Source organism: Bartonella elizabethae F9251 = ATCC 49927, from assembly GCF_000518165.1.
Taxonomy (GTDB): domain Bacteria; phylum Pseudomonadota; class Alphaproteobacteria; order Rhizobiales; family Rhizobiaceae; genus Bartonella; species Bartonella elizabethae.
On the sequence record NZ_KI912396.1, the window covers coordinates 1,655 to 17,985 of the forward strand.

The 16,331-nt window shown below is 43.0% G+C and carries 18 protein-coding genes, 1 other RNA gene and 2 pseudogenes; 10 read left to right on the plus strand and 11 right to left on the minus strand.

All coding sequences use genetic code 11. The features are described 5' to 3' along the window. The first annotated feature begins 381 nt into the window (after positions 1-381). Positions 382-765 (plus strand): hypothetical protein, encoded by a 384-nt coding sequence (locus T429_RS11320; RefSeq protein ID WP_197721652.1) that lies wholly within the window; start codon positions 382-384, stop codon positions 763-765. Continuing rightward, positions 710-1,009: a hypothetical protein gene (locus T429_RS10695; protein WP_126418266.1), complete on the plus strand. Its 300-nt coding sequence runs from the start codon at positions 710-712 to the stop codon at positions 1,007-1,009. Before T429_RS11320 ends, T429_RS10695 begins: the two co-directional genes overlap by 56 nt. Before the next feature lie 156 nt (positions 1,010-1,165). Here the strand turns inward: T429_RS10695 and T429_RS0109470 are convergent, their stop codons facing one another. The 6 genes and pseudogenes from T429_RS0109470 to ssrS all read right to left on the minus strand — a co-directional run bounded on the left by T429_RS0109470 (position 1,166) and on the right by ssrS (position 7,650). Next, positions 1,166-3,340 carry an isocitrate/isopropylmalate family dehydrogenase gene (locus tag T429_RS0109470; RefSeq protein WP_005775274.1) on the minus strand — a complete coding sequence of 725 codons (2,175 nt, stop codon included), beginning with the start codon at positions 3,338-3,340 and terminating at the stop codon, positions 1,166-1,168. A 512-nt stretch (positions 3,341-3,852) separates the two neighbouring features. Continuing rightward, positions 3,853-5,054, minus strand: a pseudogene (locus tag T429_RS10035) (multidrug effflux MFS transporter). A gap of 399 nt (positions 5,055-5,453) precedes the next feature. Next, positions 5,454-6,278: a TIGR00282 family metallophosphoesterase gene (locus tag T429_RS0109495; protein ID WP_005774726.1), complete on the minus strand. Its 825-nt coding sequence runs from the start codon at positions 6,276-6,278 to the stop codon at positions 5,454-5,456. A gap of 18 nt (positions 6,279-6,296) precedes the next feature. Then, positions 6,297-6,902, minus strand: coding sequence for a 5-formyltetrahydrofolate cyclo-ligase (locus tag T429_RS0109500; protein ID WP_005774727.1), 606 nt, complete (start codon positions 6,900-6,902; stop codon positions 6,297-6,299). A 213-nt stretch (positions 6,903-7,115) separates the two neighbouring features. Continuing rightward, on the minus strand, positions 7,116-7,343 hold the full coding sequence (locus tag T429_RS0109505) for a hypothetical protein (RefSeq protein ID WP_026501016.1): 228 nt from the start codon (positions 7,341-7,343) through the stop codon (positions 7,116-7,118). Positions 7,344-7,489: 146 nt separating this feature from the next. Beyond that, positions 7,490-7,650: non-coding RNA, 6S RNA (ssrS, locus tag T429_RS10525), on the minus strand. 512 nt (positions 7,651-8,162) lie between these two features. Here ssrS and T429_RS10125 point away from each other — a divergent pair. Continuing rightward, positions 8,163-8,789: a hypothetical protein gene (locus T429_RS10125; RefSeq protein WP_154653440.1), complete on the plus strand. Its 627-nt coding sequence runs from the start codon at positions 8,163-8,165 to the stop codon at positions 8,787-8,789. Positions 8,790-8,810: 21 nt separating this feature from the next. Here the strand turns inward: T429_RS10125 and T429_RS0109520 are convergent, their stop codons facing one another. Both T429_RS0109520 and ykgO read right to left on the minus strand, forming a co-directional pair. Next, positions 8,811-9,593, minus strand: coding sequence for a tetratricopeptide repeat protein (locus T429_RS0109520; protein WP_005775278.1), 783 nt, complete (start codon positions 9,591-9,593; stop codon positions 8,811-8,813). Positions 9,594-9,738: 145 nt separating this feature from the next. Then, positions 9,739-9,864, minus strand: a complete 126-nt coding sequence (gene ykgO / locus T429_RS0109525; protein ID WP_004863016.1) for a type B 50S ribosomal protein L36 — start codon at positions 9,862-9,864, stop codon at positions 9,739-9,741. A 325-nt stretch (positions 9,865-10,189) separates the two neighbouring features. Here ykgO and T429_RS10700 point away from each other — a divergent pair, with 325 nt between their 5' ends. The 3 genes from T429_RS10700 (at position 10,190) to T429_RS0109545 (ending at position 11,124) form a co-directional block, all read left to right on the plus strand. Further along, positions 10,190-10,339, plus strand: a complete 150-nt coding sequence (locus T429_RS10700; RefSeq protein WP_154645792.1) for a hypothetical protein — start codon at positions 10,190-10,192, stop codon at positions 10,337-10,339. A 4-nt stretch (positions 10,340-10,343) separates the two neighbouring features. Continuing rightward, positions 10,344-10,466, plus strand: coding sequence for a hypothetical protein (locus tag T429_RS11210; RefSeq protein WP_005775279.1), 123 nt, complete (start codon positions 10,344-10,346; stop codon positions 10,464-10,466). Positions 10,467-10,902: 436 nt separating this feature from the next. Next, complete coding sequence (locus tag T429_RS0109545) at positions 10,903-11,124, plus strand: hypothetical protein (RefSeq protein ID WP_005775280.1); 222 nt, start codon at positions 10,903-10,905, stop codon at positions 11,122-11,124. Here T429_RS0109545 and T429_RS0109550 read toward each other — a convergent pair. Then, positions 11,098-12,180, minus strand: a complete 1,083-nt coding sequence (locus tag T429_RS0109550; protein ID WP_051012639.1) for a 5-(carboxyamino)imidazole ribonucleotide synthase — start codon at positions 12,178-12,180, stop codon at positions 11,098-11,100. The genes T429_RS0109545 and T429_RS0109550 overlap by 27 nt on opposite strands. Here T429_RS0109550 and T429_RS10135 point away from each other — a divergent pair. Then, on the plus strand, positions 12,179-12,484 hold the full coding sequence (locus tag T429_RS10135) for a pentapeptide repeat-containing protein (RefSeq protein WP_051410884.1): 306 nt from the start codon (positions 12,179-12,181) through the stop codon (positions 12,482-12,484). The genes T429_RS0109550 and T429_RS10135 overlap by 2 nt on opposite strands. Here T429_RS10135 and purE read toward each other — a convergent pair. After that, the gene (gene purE, locus T429_RS0109555) at positions 12,461-12,958 is read right to left on the minus strand and encodes a 5-(carboxyamino)imidazole ribonucleotide mutase (protein WP_026501020.1); all 498 of its coding nucleotides are present in this window, start codon (positions 12,956-12,958) and stop codon (positions 12,461-12,463) included. The two genes, T429_RS10135 and purE, sit on opposite strands and share 24 nt — an antisense overlap. Before the next feature lie 830 nt (positions 12,959-13,788). Here purE and T429_RS11145 point away from each other — a divergent pair. The 3 genes from T429_RS11145 to T429_RS10895 all read left to right on the plus strand — a co-directional run bounded on the left by T429_RS11145 (position 13,789) and on the right by T429_RS10895 (position 15,790). Next, positions 13,789-13,941 (plus strand): DUF5993 family protein, encoded by a 153-nt coding sequence (locus T429_RS11145; RefSeq protein WP_005774735.1) that lies wholly within the window; start codon positions 13,789-13,791, stop codon positions 13,939-13,941. A 10-nt stretch (positions 13,942-13,951) separates the two neighbouring features. Further along, complete coding sequence (locus T429_RS0109570) at positions 13,952-14,527, plus strand: disulfide bond formation protein B (RefSeq protein WP_005774736.1); 576 nt, start codon at positions 13,952-13,954, stop codon at positions 14,525-14,527. A 1,125-nt stretch (positions 14,528-15,652) separates the two neighbouring features. Further along, on the plus strand, positions 15,653-15,790 hold the full coding sequence (locus T429_RS10895; RefSeq protein WP_180376403.1) for a hypothetical protein: 138 nt from the start codon (positions 15,653-15,655) through the stop codon (positions 15,788-15,790). 340 nt (positions 15,791-16,130) lie between these two features. On the opposite strand, the pseudogene T429_RS10825 reads toward T429_RS10895, so the two are convergent. Then, positions 16,131-16,331 (minus strand): annotated as a pseudogene (locus T429_RS10825) (helix-turn-helix domain-containing protein); the annotation flags it as partial.

Here is a 16,331-nt window from a genome sequence, read left to right on the forward strand (position 1 = left end):
TCAGTACTTTCAGACTCCCGGAATACGCATGAAAAAGCCACTTGCAATGGGCTAAGGAGAGTGATCTGTTCGTCTATAAGGAACATGAGATTCCGGGAGTTTTTGCCATGTCCAGGTGTGTTCACATACTAAAAGCAAAAAAGCTGATCCAAACTCAGTACTTTTTGACTCCCGGAATACGCATGAAAAAGCCGCTCGCAATGGGGCAGGGGGAGTGACCCGTGAACGCTAGAAAACAGCCTTCTGGTTGATTTCTCATGAGTGTAAAAAAATTCAAAGAGTCTTTTTTCTCCATAATAAATTATTCGATCGTTTTTTTCTAAAGGAAGGCAGTGCTGTGGTGGGGGGTGCTGTGGTGGCAGGTGCTGTGGTGCAGGTTCTGTGGAGGGGTGCTGTGGTGGGTGCTATGGCGGCGGGTACTGTGGCGGTGGGTGCTGTGGTGGGTGCTATGGCGGCGGGTGCTGTGGTGGCGGATGCTGTGGTGGCAGGTACTGTGGTGGCGGGTATTGTGGCGGCGGGTGCTGTGGTGGGTGCTATGGCGGCGGGTTCTGTGGAGGCGGGTGCTGTGGAGGCGGGTGCTGTGGTGCAGGTGCTGTGGTGGCGGGTGCTGTGGTGGCAGGTGCTGTGGTGGCAGGTGCTATGGCGGCGGGTGCTGTGGCAGCAGGTGCTGTGGTGGCAGGTGCTGTGGCAGCGGGTTCTATGGTGGCGGGTGCTGTGGTGCAGGTACTGTGGTGGCGGGTGCTGTGGTGGCAGGTGCTGTGGTAGCAGGTGCTGTGGTGGTGGGTGTTGTGGTGCAGGTGCTGTGGTAGCAGGTGCTGTGGCGGCGGGTGTTGTGGTGGCAGGTGTTGTGGAGGGGTGCTGTGGTGCAGGTGCTGTGGCAGCGGGTACTGTGGTGCGGGTGCTGTGGAGGCAGGTATTGTGGCGGCGAGTGCTGTGGCGGCGGGTGTTGACTTTTTCCTTGCAGAAATATCCCAAGAAAATCTCTTCCTTTTCATTTAAAAAATCATAAAGTTCTTATCCTTTATGCTTAAAAGCGGCTTGAGATAACGCGCTTTGGGTGAGAGGAAAACGCATTCCATCAAATAAAGGGCGCTCTCGTCGTGGTTTCTGTATTCGAAGGCGCGCTCTCCAAGCGTTTTTTCAATGTTTCAACAGTGTGATTGACTCATTGACTGTTTTCCCTTCGCAAAACTCTTTTTAAAGTCGACCACGCAGCATATTCTTGTAAGACAACACCTAAAAGCGGTCGTGTATAGGGAAAAGTAATATGATCATCGTCATAACCTTTCATCTGCACCGTTATGGTCGCATGTCCAAGGCTTTCTTGCTGCTTTTCTAAGGTCTCAATGGAAGGGGAGAGGCGCACTGCAACCTCAATCTGCGGAATATTTTGGGGATTTTTTTCTGGCATCTGAAAATATTTTAAAAGAGCTGAATCATCGATCAACCAATGGACCTGTGCGTATTTTGCGAGTTGTTGACATGCTGTGGTCACTTCTCTGCCTACCAAATGGGAGCGAAAATGATGTTCAAATTCTTCGATTAAAGATTGTGCCAAGGGAGTGGATGATTGACCAACCAATTGCACCAAAACATAGGGGCTCTTCCATAAAAAATGGCGTTCAAAGGGCGCATGCGCAAAATGACGATCAACCCAATGCGCAAGGGTGCTTTCATCAATTCCAATTAAAGTCCAAGCATATTCTGCACGCGATTGAGAAGAATATTTCTTCTCATTTTGCTGTAAATAATCTTCTAAAAGGGCAAGAGCTTGGGAGGGGGGACCAGGTAAAACAACAAGGGCGCTACCATCACAAGTAAGAAAAAAACCTGGTGCGGTGCCTGTCGGATTGTCAAGCACTGTTGCTGTTTGTGGAAACAAGGCTTGACGCGCATTATTCTTATCTGGCGCAATCTTTAACCGCTCCAATTGACCTTTTATTGTTTGCCAAACATCTTCATGATGCACCAAAGGTTGTCTTACAGCTTGAGAAACCCCATCGCGGGTTTTATCATCAGAGGTTGGTCCCAAACCTCCACTGATGATAATTAAATCTTCTTGTCCAAGACAAGAAACAATCGTCTCACTGATTTGCTGTAATTGATCCGCACAAACAAAATGACGCGTGACTTGAATGTTTCTTTTTTCCAAACTTTGGCTTAAATCTTGTAAATTCGTATTCAAATATTGTCCTGAAAGAAGTTCATCACCAACGGTGATAATGGCTGCTCGATATGAAGAAACAGGATTTGCAAGAGAATTGCTAACAGCTTGTACCATTTGACGCGGCGAGGCGCTCCCTCCTAGATCATGGGGGAGCGTTTTTCCACTACGGATAACGTGATCAACACTTTGAGATAATTCTTTTGCTTCCTCTAAAAAGCCTAAATGCTCTAAGAGTAAAGACACAGTATAAAACATTCCAGAAGGATTGGCTTTATTCTGCTCCGCAAGGTGTGGTGCGCTTCCATGAGCAGAGGAAAAACAGGCAATCTTATCTCCCACATGAGCATGGGCTGCAAGCCCCAAGCCACCCATCACGCCGGCAGCAAGATTAGAGAGAATATCGCCAAACATGTTTTCAGCAACAATCACACCAAATTGCTCTGGCTTTGTTGCAATCCACATCGCTACCGTATCAACATCATGAATATCTGCTTCAATTTCTGGATAGTTTTGTGCGATTTTTTCAAAAATTTCCTGAGCAAATTGTCCACTCTCTCGCATCACATGGGGCTTATCCGCAAAGGTAACCCGCTTAAATCCATGGCCACGTGTATAAGAAAAAGCGTATTCAAATAATCGCTCTAAACCAAAGCGTGTTTGTAAACAAACGGACCACGCTGCTTCTTTTCGACCATATTTTGCTAAATTGGGATGTGTTAACCAAGCGGATGTTTCAGGCGTAATCCCTCGAAAATCTAAACCGGAAGAAAGACCTTCACTCTTTTCGCTGATTACACAAAACTGAAAAGGTTTTTTCGGACCAATGATGTATCTTATCGGACATACCGTGGCAAATAAGTTTAACTTTTGGCGAAGTTGAAGAAGGGGAGAAACATAGGAAAGATTTTGCTCTTTTAAAGGAGATGTACGGTCTTCTAAAGCTGCTTCTTTTCCTTTGTCTGTCACAGTTCCAAGTAAAAGTGCATCACTGTCCGCGATCTTTTGCCAAGTCGCTTGTGGAATAGCATCTCCTGCCTGTTTCCAGCATTCCCAACCAATATCACCATACGTGAATTCAATCGGTAAGTGAAATTGCTCTAAGACCATTAGCGCTGCATCACAGAGCTCTGGTCCCACACCATCACCCGCTAGCACAAGAACTTTCTTTTTCATGAAAACCCTCCCTCAATTTGTTGATGATTTTATTCGTCATAACAGCCATGAGCCTCGCACATATGCCTTCAAGCTTCACGGATAATAAAGCCTATCCCCTTCACCTCTCTCTTTTTTTAAAAAAAGAGTTGTTGAAGAGAAGAGCTAAAACTTTCCCATCTTCTCCATTGTTCTTCTAAGTGTAAGAATAACACGATGCCCATATCGTTTAAATGCCCCGCACTTTTTATTGTAAAGTTTGAAGAGTGACGAATCCTTCTTCTCACGCTAAAAATATTTTAGTTAACTCTAAAGATATTTTACTCTCTTGCAACGCTTAATTTATAAATGCTTTTGACCCATATTGTCCATGGGTTTAAACGACCCTTTAGGGGCGCTGATTTCAATAGAGTCCCCTTGAGGTGCTATCAGATTTTTAAGAGGTTCAACAATATCATCTCGTGAAAAAGAAAATTCCCCCATCACGCAAAGGGACATCAAGATTTTTAAGCATTACTCACCCCCCAATTTGGTTATTTGACTTGATTTATGCTGATAAAATAATTGGCTTTTAGAATATAAATGATAAAACCCACAAGACAGCATATTGCTAATAAAAGTGCAAAAGCTTGAGGGTTATGGCCGGATATCTTTCCAATAATTGCTGCGCTTAATGCTGCACTTCCTAATTGTAAAGAGCCCATCACACCAGATGCTGCTCCAGCTGCTTGCGGATGTGAGGAAATTGCTAACGCTGTGCCTCAAGGTAACAAAAAGCCATTGCCAAAAGTTAGAAGTGAAATGGTACTCAAACTCGTAACAAGAGGCCACGGACTTACATAGATTTGGAGAGCAAACAATATCCCTCCTAGAACAAAAATAAGATATCCACGTCGAATGGTCCGTTCCATAGATTCTTGCTTCAAAAATCTTCGTGCAACCAAGTTGCCTAAAACATAAGTACAAGAAACACCAATGTAACTATATCCAATATCGTTACTAGGTAAGCCCAAAGCTGTAAGAAAAAAAGGCGACTCCACAATGTAAGCAAAATAGGTTGCATAGGCAAAACATGGGATCAATGCGTAAAAAATAAATTGCTTATTTCTAAGGACGTCTAAACTGCCCTTAATGATCCCCACAGCTGTGAAAGAGTGACGTTTGTTAGGAGGTAAAGTCTCTGTGAGGACAAAATAACACAAACAAATAGTGGAAAGGATAAAAAGGCTTAAAAAGATAAAAGTAGCTTGCCAATTAAAAACTTGCAATAACACCCCCCCAATTAACGGTGCAAGTGCTGGTGAGGTTCCAACAAAAGGGAAAATAACCAAATAAAGCTTTCCCGCGGATTTTTTATCCATTAAATCATTTATAATAGCGCGACTTAAAACAATCCCAGAACAGGCGGCCTAAGACCTTGTAAAAAACGCAGTGCAAAAAAAGTTTGAATATGAACGGTGTAAATTATACTCAATGTGGTAAAAAACCACAAAAATAAGCCAAACAAAAGTGTCTTTTTGCGTCCAAAATTATCGCTGAGTGGTCCATAAATCAGTTGTCCAACAGCTAAAGCAAGTAAAAAAATGGCCACCGCACTCTGAATCTCAGATTCACTCACTTGGTAATATTGACGCATATCTCCAAGAGCGGGGAGAAAAATATCCGTAGAGATTAAACCACCGATAGATAAACACACAATAGAGATTATAAATAATAAAGAAGGCTTATTTTTCACAAACAAATACTTTTCAAAATATAAGAATTTTAAAGTCAATAAAATAATTTATACTTAATAAAGATAATTTATCCTTATAAGTATAGAAACATTTTTTCATCCTTTAGCGTTGTCTACAGGAAAAAAGGTCGCTTTATACGTTATCGGCTTTCGATCATGAGTTTTTTGTTCTCTGTTTTGATGAATGTCCGCTCATAAAAATACCTGAAAATGATTGAGAGATCTCTCATTGATTGGGAGGTGCAGAATCGCATCTTGCTGAGTTTTCAAAAGGGAAAAATGGTGCGTAATCCATCAAAGGGCGCGGATAAAGAGGGGGCGGCGGGGCTAAAGTTGGAGAGGCTTAGAGGGCGCGCGGTTTAAAGAAAGGGGCGGTGGCTTGAAGGAAGGGGCGCTTGCCTACCAAAAATCTGGAACTTCAGGCTTTAAATGCGGACCAATGCGCACCGCTGAGACCTTTTCTGCTAAGCCGGTGCGGTCTGAAATCTCAACTGCAAAACCACAAAGGGTGGCAGGACCACGTGCCGGTTCAAAACGATCTTGCTTCGTTTGGTAAAGAAAACGGTGTAACGGTTCTTCTTTATCCATGCCAAGAGAGGAGTTGTAATCGCCACACATGCCCGCATCTGTTAAATACGCACTGCCACCTTCTAAAATCTGCGCATCAGCGGTGGGAATATGCGTATGCGTGCCAACGATGACACTCACACGACCATCAAGAAAATGCCCAAAACATTGCTTCTCGCTCGTCGTCTCTGCGTGAAAGTCAAAAATAATCGCATCGGCTTGTTCCATCAAAGAACAAGCAAGTAAAATATTTTCCGCTATCTCAAAGGGATCAGTGACTTTATTATAGGGCATAAAAACACGCCCCAATAGATTGGCAACAAGTACACGCGCACCATTCTTTGCTGTAAAAACACCTGCTCCTTTGCCGGGAGTCTCTTTCGAGAAATTGGCAGGACGTAAAAAACGATCACTCTCATGCGCATACTGGAACGCTTCTTTGTGGGAAAAAGCATGGTTGCCGGTGGTCACAACATCAACACCCGCCATTAAAAGATCTTGATATGTCTCTTGGGTGAGACCAAAACCATCAGAGGCATTTTCTCCATTGACCACAACAAAATCAAGCTGCCATTTCTCAATCAGTTGAGGAAGATGCTCAAAAACGACCTGACAACCTGTGTTACCAACAATGTCACCCAAAAATAAAAACCGCATAGGCGCTTTAATCACATTTTAACATTTTAAGAAACCTTTTTCTGTAAAAATTCCTTGAAGCTGCAAATCATGTTCGGCTACGGGAATTGAGAAAACCTCCTGACACGAAAAGCCTATGCCCCATAATGCCATTTTATGGCCTTGTTTTTCAAGGGCTTCAACGGCTCGGTCATAATAGCCACCTCCATAGCCAAGACGGTGACAGTGATGATCAAACGCAGAAAGTGGAACAAGAACATTATTGGGGATAACCGTGGCATTGTCTGCACTGGGACCTAATGTGCCAAAACGCATGGGCTTAAGCTGCGTGTGTGATGAAAATGCTCGAAAAATCATGGTGGTGGAATCAAGCACTGCGGGTAAGGCTAAACGTCCCCCGCGTGAGGCTATCGCCTCAAGGAGAGGGCGCGGGTCAATTTCCGATTTAATAGGCCAATAACCTGCTAAAATAAGGCGTGAAAAATCTGTCCCTTTTTTTTCAAGAACTTCAAGAAAGTGCTGACAAGCATGCTGTGAAAACAGGGCGCGCTCTTCTTTTGAAAGGGCATCACGACGCGATAAACCATTCTTGCGTGCGCACGCGCGAAGCGATGAAGCTGTCTCACAGAGAGGAACTTTTGTCATGATTTCGTCACTTGTTTAGCGGTTGGTCTTGTCCCCATTGTAGCCATGGTTGCTCTTTTGTAAACTGCTGCTCAAAATAAGCTCCATCCCTTTTGAAAACAAGAGTGCATTCTTCTTGTTAAAAAGCATCACGACGCGATAAACGCATTCTTGCGTGCGCACGCGCGAAGCGATGAAGCTGTCTCACAGAGAGGAACTTTTGTCATGATTTCGTCACTTGTTTAGCGGTTGGTCTTGTCCCCATTGTAGCCATGGTTGCTCTTTTGTAAACCGCTGCTCAGAAAAAGCCCCAGCCCTTGTGAAAACAAGAGCGCGCTCTTCTTGTGAAAGAGCCGCACGATGCGATAGACCGCTCTTAGCGCTGCTCTCAGGTGAAGGGATACCTTGTCGACAAGGGAGATTATTTTTACCTGCGGGGATTATTTTTATTAGCTGTTGCAAATCTCATGAAGTTAAAGCCTATCAGAGATTCTGATCTCCTAAAAACAGCCTATAGCTCTTTCTTTCAAGAGAAAAAAGTGCATCATAAAAAAGGGCACGATCCATTGTGGGAAAAAATTTTTAGGGGGAAAAAATGATGCAAAAAAGGGTGATCCACAACAGCCGATGGAAAAAGTTGACCCCGGGAACCTATACAAATAGGTGGGCGCCATATGAAAAAGCCCACGGGCTTCATCAGGGACAGCTCCCTTGGAGATCACTAAGGTCTCAGGAATACGTTATTTCCTGTCGAGAAGCGCAGAACACCCCCTTTAATATAAAACAATTTCACAGCTTCTGCTAGAGAGAAAATAACCGCAAATGTTTTATTTTTTATAAAGTTTTACAAGAGATTTTTTGCACTCTCACTAGTGATGACGGGGTAGCGCTGAAGAATGGATGGATGGCTTATTCAAAGTATAAAAATCTGGATGGAAGAGTGTGAGTGAAACAACTTTTTTCATTGGCAATGCTTGATGGGCGTTTTGCTTTTTCGAGCAATGTTTGATTGCTTTTTCGGGGGAAAGCTTGATTGGCACTTTCTAAGTCAGGCTTGACTTTAATGTTTTATGGAAATGTTTGCCAGCAAAGCTTGAAGGGGAAAATTTCTTATTCAAGGATGTTTGTTGAACTGAACCGATCTTCTTTAACGTTTTTTGTCTTATGAAGTGTATTTTAAGGCTGTTTTATCAATTATGAGGGCACGCAGGGGATGCTTTTCGTTTTGATCATTTTCTAAGGTTGTAAAAAAAAGCATTGCCAATGGCATAGTGCTGGAGGGTGCGATGCTGGAGGGCGTGTGCTGGAGGGTGCGGTGCTGGAGGGCGTGGTGTCGGAGGGCGTGGTGTCGGAGGGCGTGGTGCTGGAGGGCGTGTGCTGGAGGGTGCGGTGCTGGAGGGCGTGGTGTCGGAGGGCGTGGTGTCGGAGGGCGTGGTGCTGGAGGGCGTGTGCTGGAGGGTGCGGTGCTGGAGGGCGTGGTGTCGGAGGGCGTGGTGTCGGAGGGCGTGGTGCTGGAGGGCGTGGTGTCGGAGGGCGTGGTGCTGGAGGGCGTGTGCTGGAGGGTGCGGTGCTGGAGGGCGTGATGTTGGAGGGCGTGGCGTTGGAGGGCGTGGCGTTGGAGGGTGTGATGTTGGAGGGTGTGATGTTGGAGGGTGCGATGCTGGAGGGCGTGTGCTGGAGGGCGTGGTGTCGGAGGGCGTGGCGTTGGAGGGTGTGATGTTGGAGGGTGTGATGTTGGAGGGCGTGATGTTGGAGGGCGTGGTGTCGGAGGGCGTGGTGTCGGAGGGCGTGGTGCTGGAGGGTGCGGTGCTGGAGGGTGTGGAGGGCTTGTTTGTGGTAGGGAGCAGGGCGCATTTATTCAGCTTGAGAGGGGCCCGCGCGTTTTGTGCAAACTTGCAAGAGGCGTAAGAGGGGGACCGTATGATCCGTTCAAAGAGCTTGCGGTGATTGTTCGTCTAAGAGAGCCTCAATGCGTTTTTGAACCCTTTGCATTTGTGGGTAGATGCTTAAGGCTTTTTCATAAGCTTTAAGAGCAAGTTTTGGGCGCTCTGTCGCTTCCATGGTAACCCCAAGTTCAAAAAAGGCAATGTAATTACGCGGCTCAAGTTCAAGAGCATGGTTGAGATCAAGCATGGCAAGTTTGAAATCACTCAGTTGAATGTGAATCCAAGCACGTCTTATCCAAGCTTCAGCGTGAGTTGGTAAAAGGGCAAGAACATTATCAATATAATCAAGCGCGAGTCCATAATCATCATTATTGATCGCATTTTCTGCCCATGACATTAAAAGATCAATCGTCTCACTCCCCGATTGGGACCATAAAAGTTGAAGTTGTTGACTGATCTTTTTTGCTTTTGCAACATCAGCGCAATATTTTAATTCTTTCAGTAAACGTAAAATTTCTGCCTCTTTGCGTTGCTTAACTCTATCAACAGAGGAAAGCTGCTCTGAGTCGAAATCTTCAAGAATCATCGCTGACGAATCAGAATCAGAGGACGTTGCAGAGGGAGGAGGAGAATTGGGGATGAGATCATCTAAAGGTAAAAGCGATTGTGGAGAAGGACGATCTTCAGGAAGTGAAGGGGGATTTTGTCCATAGCTAGAAGAAATGAAACAAAAAATGCCCATCAAAGAAAGAAAAAAAGCGCGCTGGAAAAGACAAAAAAAACACCGCGGAAAAAATTGAAAAGCTTTTAAAATAGAAAAATCCATAAAAACAAGCCCTCAAAAGATAAATCACCAAACATTATCAAACAGTGGACTCGTCACCAATAGACTTACACCCCTTAAAAAAATCTCAAGAGAAGACTTTAAATGCCTACAAAAAGTAGGCATAAAAACATTCACTCTGAAAAAATTAGCCCTGACGTGCTCTAAAACGCGGGTTCGTTTTATTGAGGATATAAACACGTCCTTTACGGCGCACCAAACGATTGTTCCGATGGCGTTCCTTGAGTGCTTTAAGCGAATTTTTAATTTTCATCCTATTCACCGTTTAAACAGTTTACATAACACAATATCATAACAACAATAAAACAATACACGGCATACAAACATTGCCCTATGATCATATCATTGCATCATAATACAACACCATACACTTTTTCACTGTGATCACAAAAATAAAAACACACCCTTAAGGCACGCTCAATACACTTCATTAGCACAAATGAATAAGCGAAAATTGCAAAAAAGTGAGCGAAATCTAACAAGAAGACTTACGCTTGTCAAGGGTTTCTCTGCAACAAAAAGGCTATCTTGATGGTTGCTTTGAAGGACAAAATATTTGAGCAAAACAGGGATAAGGTATGAAAATAAGCTCAAAGTTTCTCAGTTTTGAACAAATAAGCTCTGTTAGAGGGGCGTTGAAGAGTTCGGGCCCCGCGCCGTTGTTGCGCCATTGGATTGTTGCATGGTGGCGGGCTTTTAAGGATGTGGTGATGTTTTTAAAAGAGTAGGGCTATGAATCCTATCAGACAAGGAGAGCTAACGGGTGGTGGCGTTGTTCGTGGCTCTTGTAAGATGCTTGAAGCGCGGAAAATTTGCCGCTTTGTAAAGTGCTGTTTTGATGGTCTTGATGAATGATATTGCTGAGATAAGAGAGAGAAAACAGTTTCTTATGTGTGACAAGCTTATTGCAAAACACAAGGAGGCTTACGTTAAGGGGAGGCTTTGTGCAAAATGCCATAAAATAGGGCATAAAATTAATGGATATTCAAGGTTCCTGAGGCGCCTTATCATTTCATGATCATTCATTGTCTGAACAAACTTAAAGAAAAAATGGAAAAATACTAAAAAAGCTGAGAGCGTGAGAGAAGAAGAGTGCATTGCATTGTGAGAGTGCTTTTTCTATGGGGGCAAGAGACAAGTCTATCCCTTAAAGGTTGGAATGAAAAGGGTATGAATGGGGGAAGAATGATGTTGTGAAAGGTGGAGGAAAGGCAAAACTGAGTGCGACAGTGGATGGTTTTAAGTCGTGGAGGGAGATTTTTGAAAAGGGAAGGCACTGTTGGATTGTTGAATGGTGCGTTTTTTTGTTTTTTTTTCAGAGGGAGGCATGGAGGAGAAGGGAATTGGCAGGAAAGAAAGCCGTGAGGAGCGGCAAGAATTAGAGGCGTGGTTGGCCGAGCCGTTGGATAGCGGTGTTGGGTGGAAGTTTTTATTCTTTCAGTTCATTCGCGGGGGAATGGATGAAAAAATGTTTGTATATAGGGGGTTAAGATTTATTCGCTGGTCCCGTTAATTGAATGACATGGCCCATTTTGCGGTAGGGTTGGACAGTGCTTTTGCCATATAAATGGATCGAAGTGCGCTCTTGCGTGAGAAAATATTTTAAAGTGTTCAAATTGCTCCCAAGAAGATTGGTCATTTGGCAATCACTATGGCGATAGGGGCTGCCTAAGGGCAGACCACAAATCGCACGAATATGCTGCTCAAATTGTGAGGTGATGCAGGCTTTTTGCGTCCAGTGACCAGAATTATGCACACGCGGGGCTAATTCATTCACTAAAAGACGACCATCCGTTAAGACAAAAAATTCAATGCAAAGAACACCTACATAATGAAGAGCATTCATCACTGTGACGCTGATATCTTGCGCGGCTTTTTGCACTTCAAGGGGAATATGAGAGGGAACAAACGATTTATGGAGAATGCCGTTTTGATGTTGGTTTTCAGGACAATCATAAAAAATATGCGTCCCTTCTTTTGTCCGCGCTGAGAGAACCGAAATTTCCGATAAAAAAGGAACGATTTCTTCCAAAATACAAGGCTGTCCTTGAAAAGTTTTTAAGGCTTCTTGACAGGTTTGTTCATCGGGACGATCAAGCTTGAGCTGATTTTTTCCATCATAACCAAAACGACGTGTCTTTAAAAGAGCACGTTTACCTAAGGCATCAAGAGCAGAAATAAGAGAAGAAAAATCGTCAACAGCATGCCATGAGGCGGTGTTGATCCCTTGATCCCGTAAAAATTGTTTCTCAAAAAGTCGGTCTTGTGCGATCTCTAAGGCGTTGGAAGAAGGATAAACAGGCTTGTCCTTCTCTATATATTGAATCGTTTCAAGTGAAAGATTTTCAAATTCATAACTGACAACATCACACTGCGCAATCAATTCATCTAAGGCTGATGTATCATCATAGGAGGAAACAATATGCTTATTGGCTGTTTGAGCGGCTGGGCAATCAGATTCAGGGCAAAAAATAACCGTTCGAAATCCTAATTCTGCGGCCGCTATGGCGAGCATGCGTGCTAATTGTCCACCGCCGATTAAACCAATGATACTACCTGGAGGGAGCATGCTAGAAGAGGCCGGCGTGCTGGAGATAGTAGGCGTGCTGGAGGGTGCGGCGTTGGAGGGGGCGGTGCTGGAGGGGGCGGCGTTGGATAGGGCGGCGTTGGAGGGTGCGGTGCTGGAGGGGGCGGCGTTGGATAGGGCGGCGTTGGAGGGCGTGGTGTTGGAGGGCGTGTTGGAGGGTGCGGTGTTGGAGGGCGTGTTGGATAGGGTGGTGCTGGATGATGGGGCGGTGTTGGAGGGCGTGGTGCTGGAGGGGGCGGAGGTGCTGGAAGACGGTGTCATTTTAAATCTCCGTTACAGGCGTTAGGGCGACATTGGCGGTTTGTTGCTGACGCCAATCTTCTAAGCGTTGGGCAAGATCAGGATCATAAACCGCCATAACGGCGGCGGCTAAAAGGGCGGCATTAATTGCCCCTGATTTGCCAATGGCTAACGTGCCAACCGGTATGCCTGCTGGCATTTGCACGATTGAAAGTAAAGAGTCTTGACCAGAGAGAGATTGTGAGTGAACCGGAACGCCAAAAACAGGAAGCGGTGTAAGCGCTGCGAGCATTCCAGGAAGATGCGCTGCACCTCCAGCACCAGCAATTAAAACTTTAAAACCTGCCGATTTTGCTTCTTTGGCAAATTGATAAAGGCGTTCAGGAGTGCGGTGGGCTGAGACAATATGCGAACTATGAGAAATGCCAAGAGCCGTCAAAATATCAGCACTATGGCACATCGTTTGCCAATCCGATTGGCTCCCCATTAAAATCCCGATATCACATGATTTCTTCATCATTCTTCGTCCTTTTCAAAGATTCAAGGCGATTCTTTATCATTCGTTTTGTAAAAGTTTTATAATCTCTTTGCAAAGCCAATTGATGACAGAGAAACAGTTTTTTTTAAATAAGATTGAAAGGTCAAAATTTAAAGGGCAAGTACAGAAGTTCAAAAATACCCTCTTGAAGCTCATAAAATACTGTCCTTTGAACTTTTTGCTGTTCAATATGTGGGAGAGAAAGTGGTTAAACAGCCAGAGTGTCTTTTACTTTAAGAATGCTTTTGTACTTTAAAGAAAATCTACTTTGAAGCAGAAAGAAAAAATACAGACTGGAAATATATTCTGAAAAAGTCTTTGAAGACTATAAGGTTTTGAGAAAATGTCTCATTTTTTGTTGCTAAAACAAATACCGTTCCCATATACTGTAATGGTGCAATTTGAAACACTATTTATGGTAAAAAGAGATTTTTATGGCAAAACTGCGTTGTAAATAAGGATATTTTTCCAGAAAAAGTACAGAGGGGTATCTTGTCTTGCAAAGGCTTTTTATTTTGCTGTTGAGGTATGGGGGAAAGGGGCTCTTTCAATAATTGTTGAGATCAAAGAATGAAAATAATCAACGCTTTAATGCTTTTATTCAAAGGCATTTTGAGGCGATTAGCTCTTTCATCATTTCTTCATATAAATGTAACGATAAGACCATAAAGATAACGACAATATAAAGTGAAGGATGAATTGTGAATAATAAATCCATGGTCTCTTTTTTGCCCAATTTTTTAATATGTTGAACCCTCATAATAAGAAAGAACAGTTAAACACCGGATATTAAGAAAGGAGATTTAAAAGTTATGTTTTTTCCATTTTTAATCGCTTTAGGCACTGCAATAACAACGGTGTATGGCAAAAAAAATATAAGTTATGTTTTGTGGGCTATTTTGTTCGTTGTTATTCTTCTAACCTTTAATCATCACGCAACTTCTACTTTGAATTTATCTTTTTGAGAGAATAGCCATGGAAAATGTTGAACAAAAAAATCCTCATTTCGTCATTTTTATGAATACACTAGGACTGATTGGGTTGTCCATTGTCTTGGTGGTTGCTTTTTATTATCAATTGGTAAAATTTGAGTTACCTTGTCCCCTCTGTTTGCTGCAACGCGTTGGATTGATGCTGGCAGGATGTGGGTTCTTGCTCAATATTCACCATAGAGTGAAAAATACCCATTATGGGATGGTTATTATCGGTTGTATGGTCACCAGTGCTGTTGCTGCTCGGCAGGTATTTTTGCATATCACACCTGATGATCTGGGATATGGTTCAACGTTCTTTGGATTGCATTTTTATACTTGGGCTTTCATTATTTCTGTCCTTTGTATCTTTGCTGTTGCATTCGTCATGATTTTAGGTGAATTGGCACACAAGTTTAAAGAGTTTTCTTCTTTTCCAATCTTAAGTAAAACAGCAAGTTTCTTATTTGTGTTTTTAATCGCGGCAAATTTGATTTCGACCATATTGGAATGTGGTGGTGGACAATGCGCCGATGATCCTGTAAGGTACGAATTGTTATCAAATTGGTTCCCTTCATAGTCTTGAATTTTTTAAACTATCCCTCATCATAACTTTACGATTAAAGAGGCGGAGATGTTAAAAAAATCCGCTTCTTTTTTATTCGGGCGATGATTCATCAAGATTACTGGGGCGATGATTCATCAAAATTTTTCATCTCCTCAAAGGGATCTTTTATCGAAAAATTGGCTTTTATGCCTATGTGCGATTGATCTGTAAAAAAAAGACTTGGTTTATCGTCTTTTGGGGTTTGTAATTTTTTTTAAAAAAAAACGTGTTATCGTTGAGCGGTGTTGGACGATTCGTTCGAGGGGACTTGTCTTGAGCCGTTGGATTGTCGAGCGGTGGGGGATAAGAAATCTCTTTTGTTAAGGGTGCATTAACGATAAAAATTTTTTGTTCTTGATTTTTTTTCGCTTTGTGCTAGATAATCCTTTGTATTCATTTTGGTGCTTCTGAAGTATTTTAGATACTTTTAGAGGGAGTAGTTTAAAATTTTGAAAATTATTCCAATAATTTTCTCTAGAGGTTTGTTTATAAGAGACGAACCTTTTTTTTTATCTTTTTCTTGATATCTCCTTTTTTATGAAGCCTTTGTTTTAGAAAAGCATGAGCACTTTGATGATGATTCTCCTTACAAAAAAACATCGACATAAAAAACATTGGCATAGAAAAATAATTTATCATTGTGGATGTTGAAGGCGGAAAGCAAAAAAGTCTTCTCATGTCTTACTTTCTCAGAGTGAATCCATTCAAGGGATCTTTGTTCATTCTAAAAAAGCACCGCTTGTGGGGCAAGTTTCTCTAAAAAATTGTAAAAATGCTTTTTATGACCCCTTTTGATCACCAAAGTGGGAGCGCGAAATTTTGCGCTGGTCAATAAAATAATAAACCGGTTTATCTTTATCATTGAAATTAAAGTGGGGGATTGATGTGAAAATGAGACCGAGATTTTAAAGGTGTTTTTTAAAAAAAGGATTGTATCATCATTTTGTACAAATATTTCTGTAAATCTTTAAAAGCGTGAAAACAGAAAAACGCAAAAAAGAGTAGAGGATTGATCTGTTGTGCAAGCTTTGGGGTGTGGTTTGGGCTTGTGGCATGGCGTGAAATGGAGAGAGCGAATTGGGGTGGAAGCGTTTGTGAATGGGGGTCAGCGGGGGTGAAAAGGGAGATGTGACTGGGGGAGAGCCTCGTGTGCGTGGAAGGGAAATTGGGATGGAGGGGGGGCATGATTGGAGGAGGGAGGAGTTGGGAAGGAGAGGAAGAGGTAAGGGGGGATGAGAGGATAGAATGGAGGAGAGGGAAAGTGCGTATGGATAGGTTAGGATGGTCGTGTCTGTTCCATGTTTTTGAAGAGGTGATTTGGGATAGCGCGCGGGGTTAAGAGGCTGGCTTGTCGTTTGAAAACTTTTGTTTGCACAGTGGTGTAGGGTGGAGGTTTTGTCTTGTGGAGTGGGGGGAGAAGAAGCGGGATTATTGGGTGTTTTTTGAAAGTACATAGAAATTAAGAATATTTTAGAGTGGCATTATCTGTCGTGTCTTATGAAATATTCTCTTTGAGAAGGGCATAAATTTTACTGAAAACATAGTATGAGTGAAGAATGTTGCTGTGCGCTTTGGTCTAATCAGAGATTAGACACCAAATCGCCTGCTGTTTTTTATGGGGCTGCTCTCTAAAATTTTTTAAAAGGGAAAATTCTTTTGCGCTATAGATGTATTGATCAGGGTGTGCGTGATGGTCTTTTGAGACAATATCTTTTGTGACAATATCCGCATAAAAAAAGCTTATTGGAACCTGTAGTTTTGTAGCGATTTCTAGTAA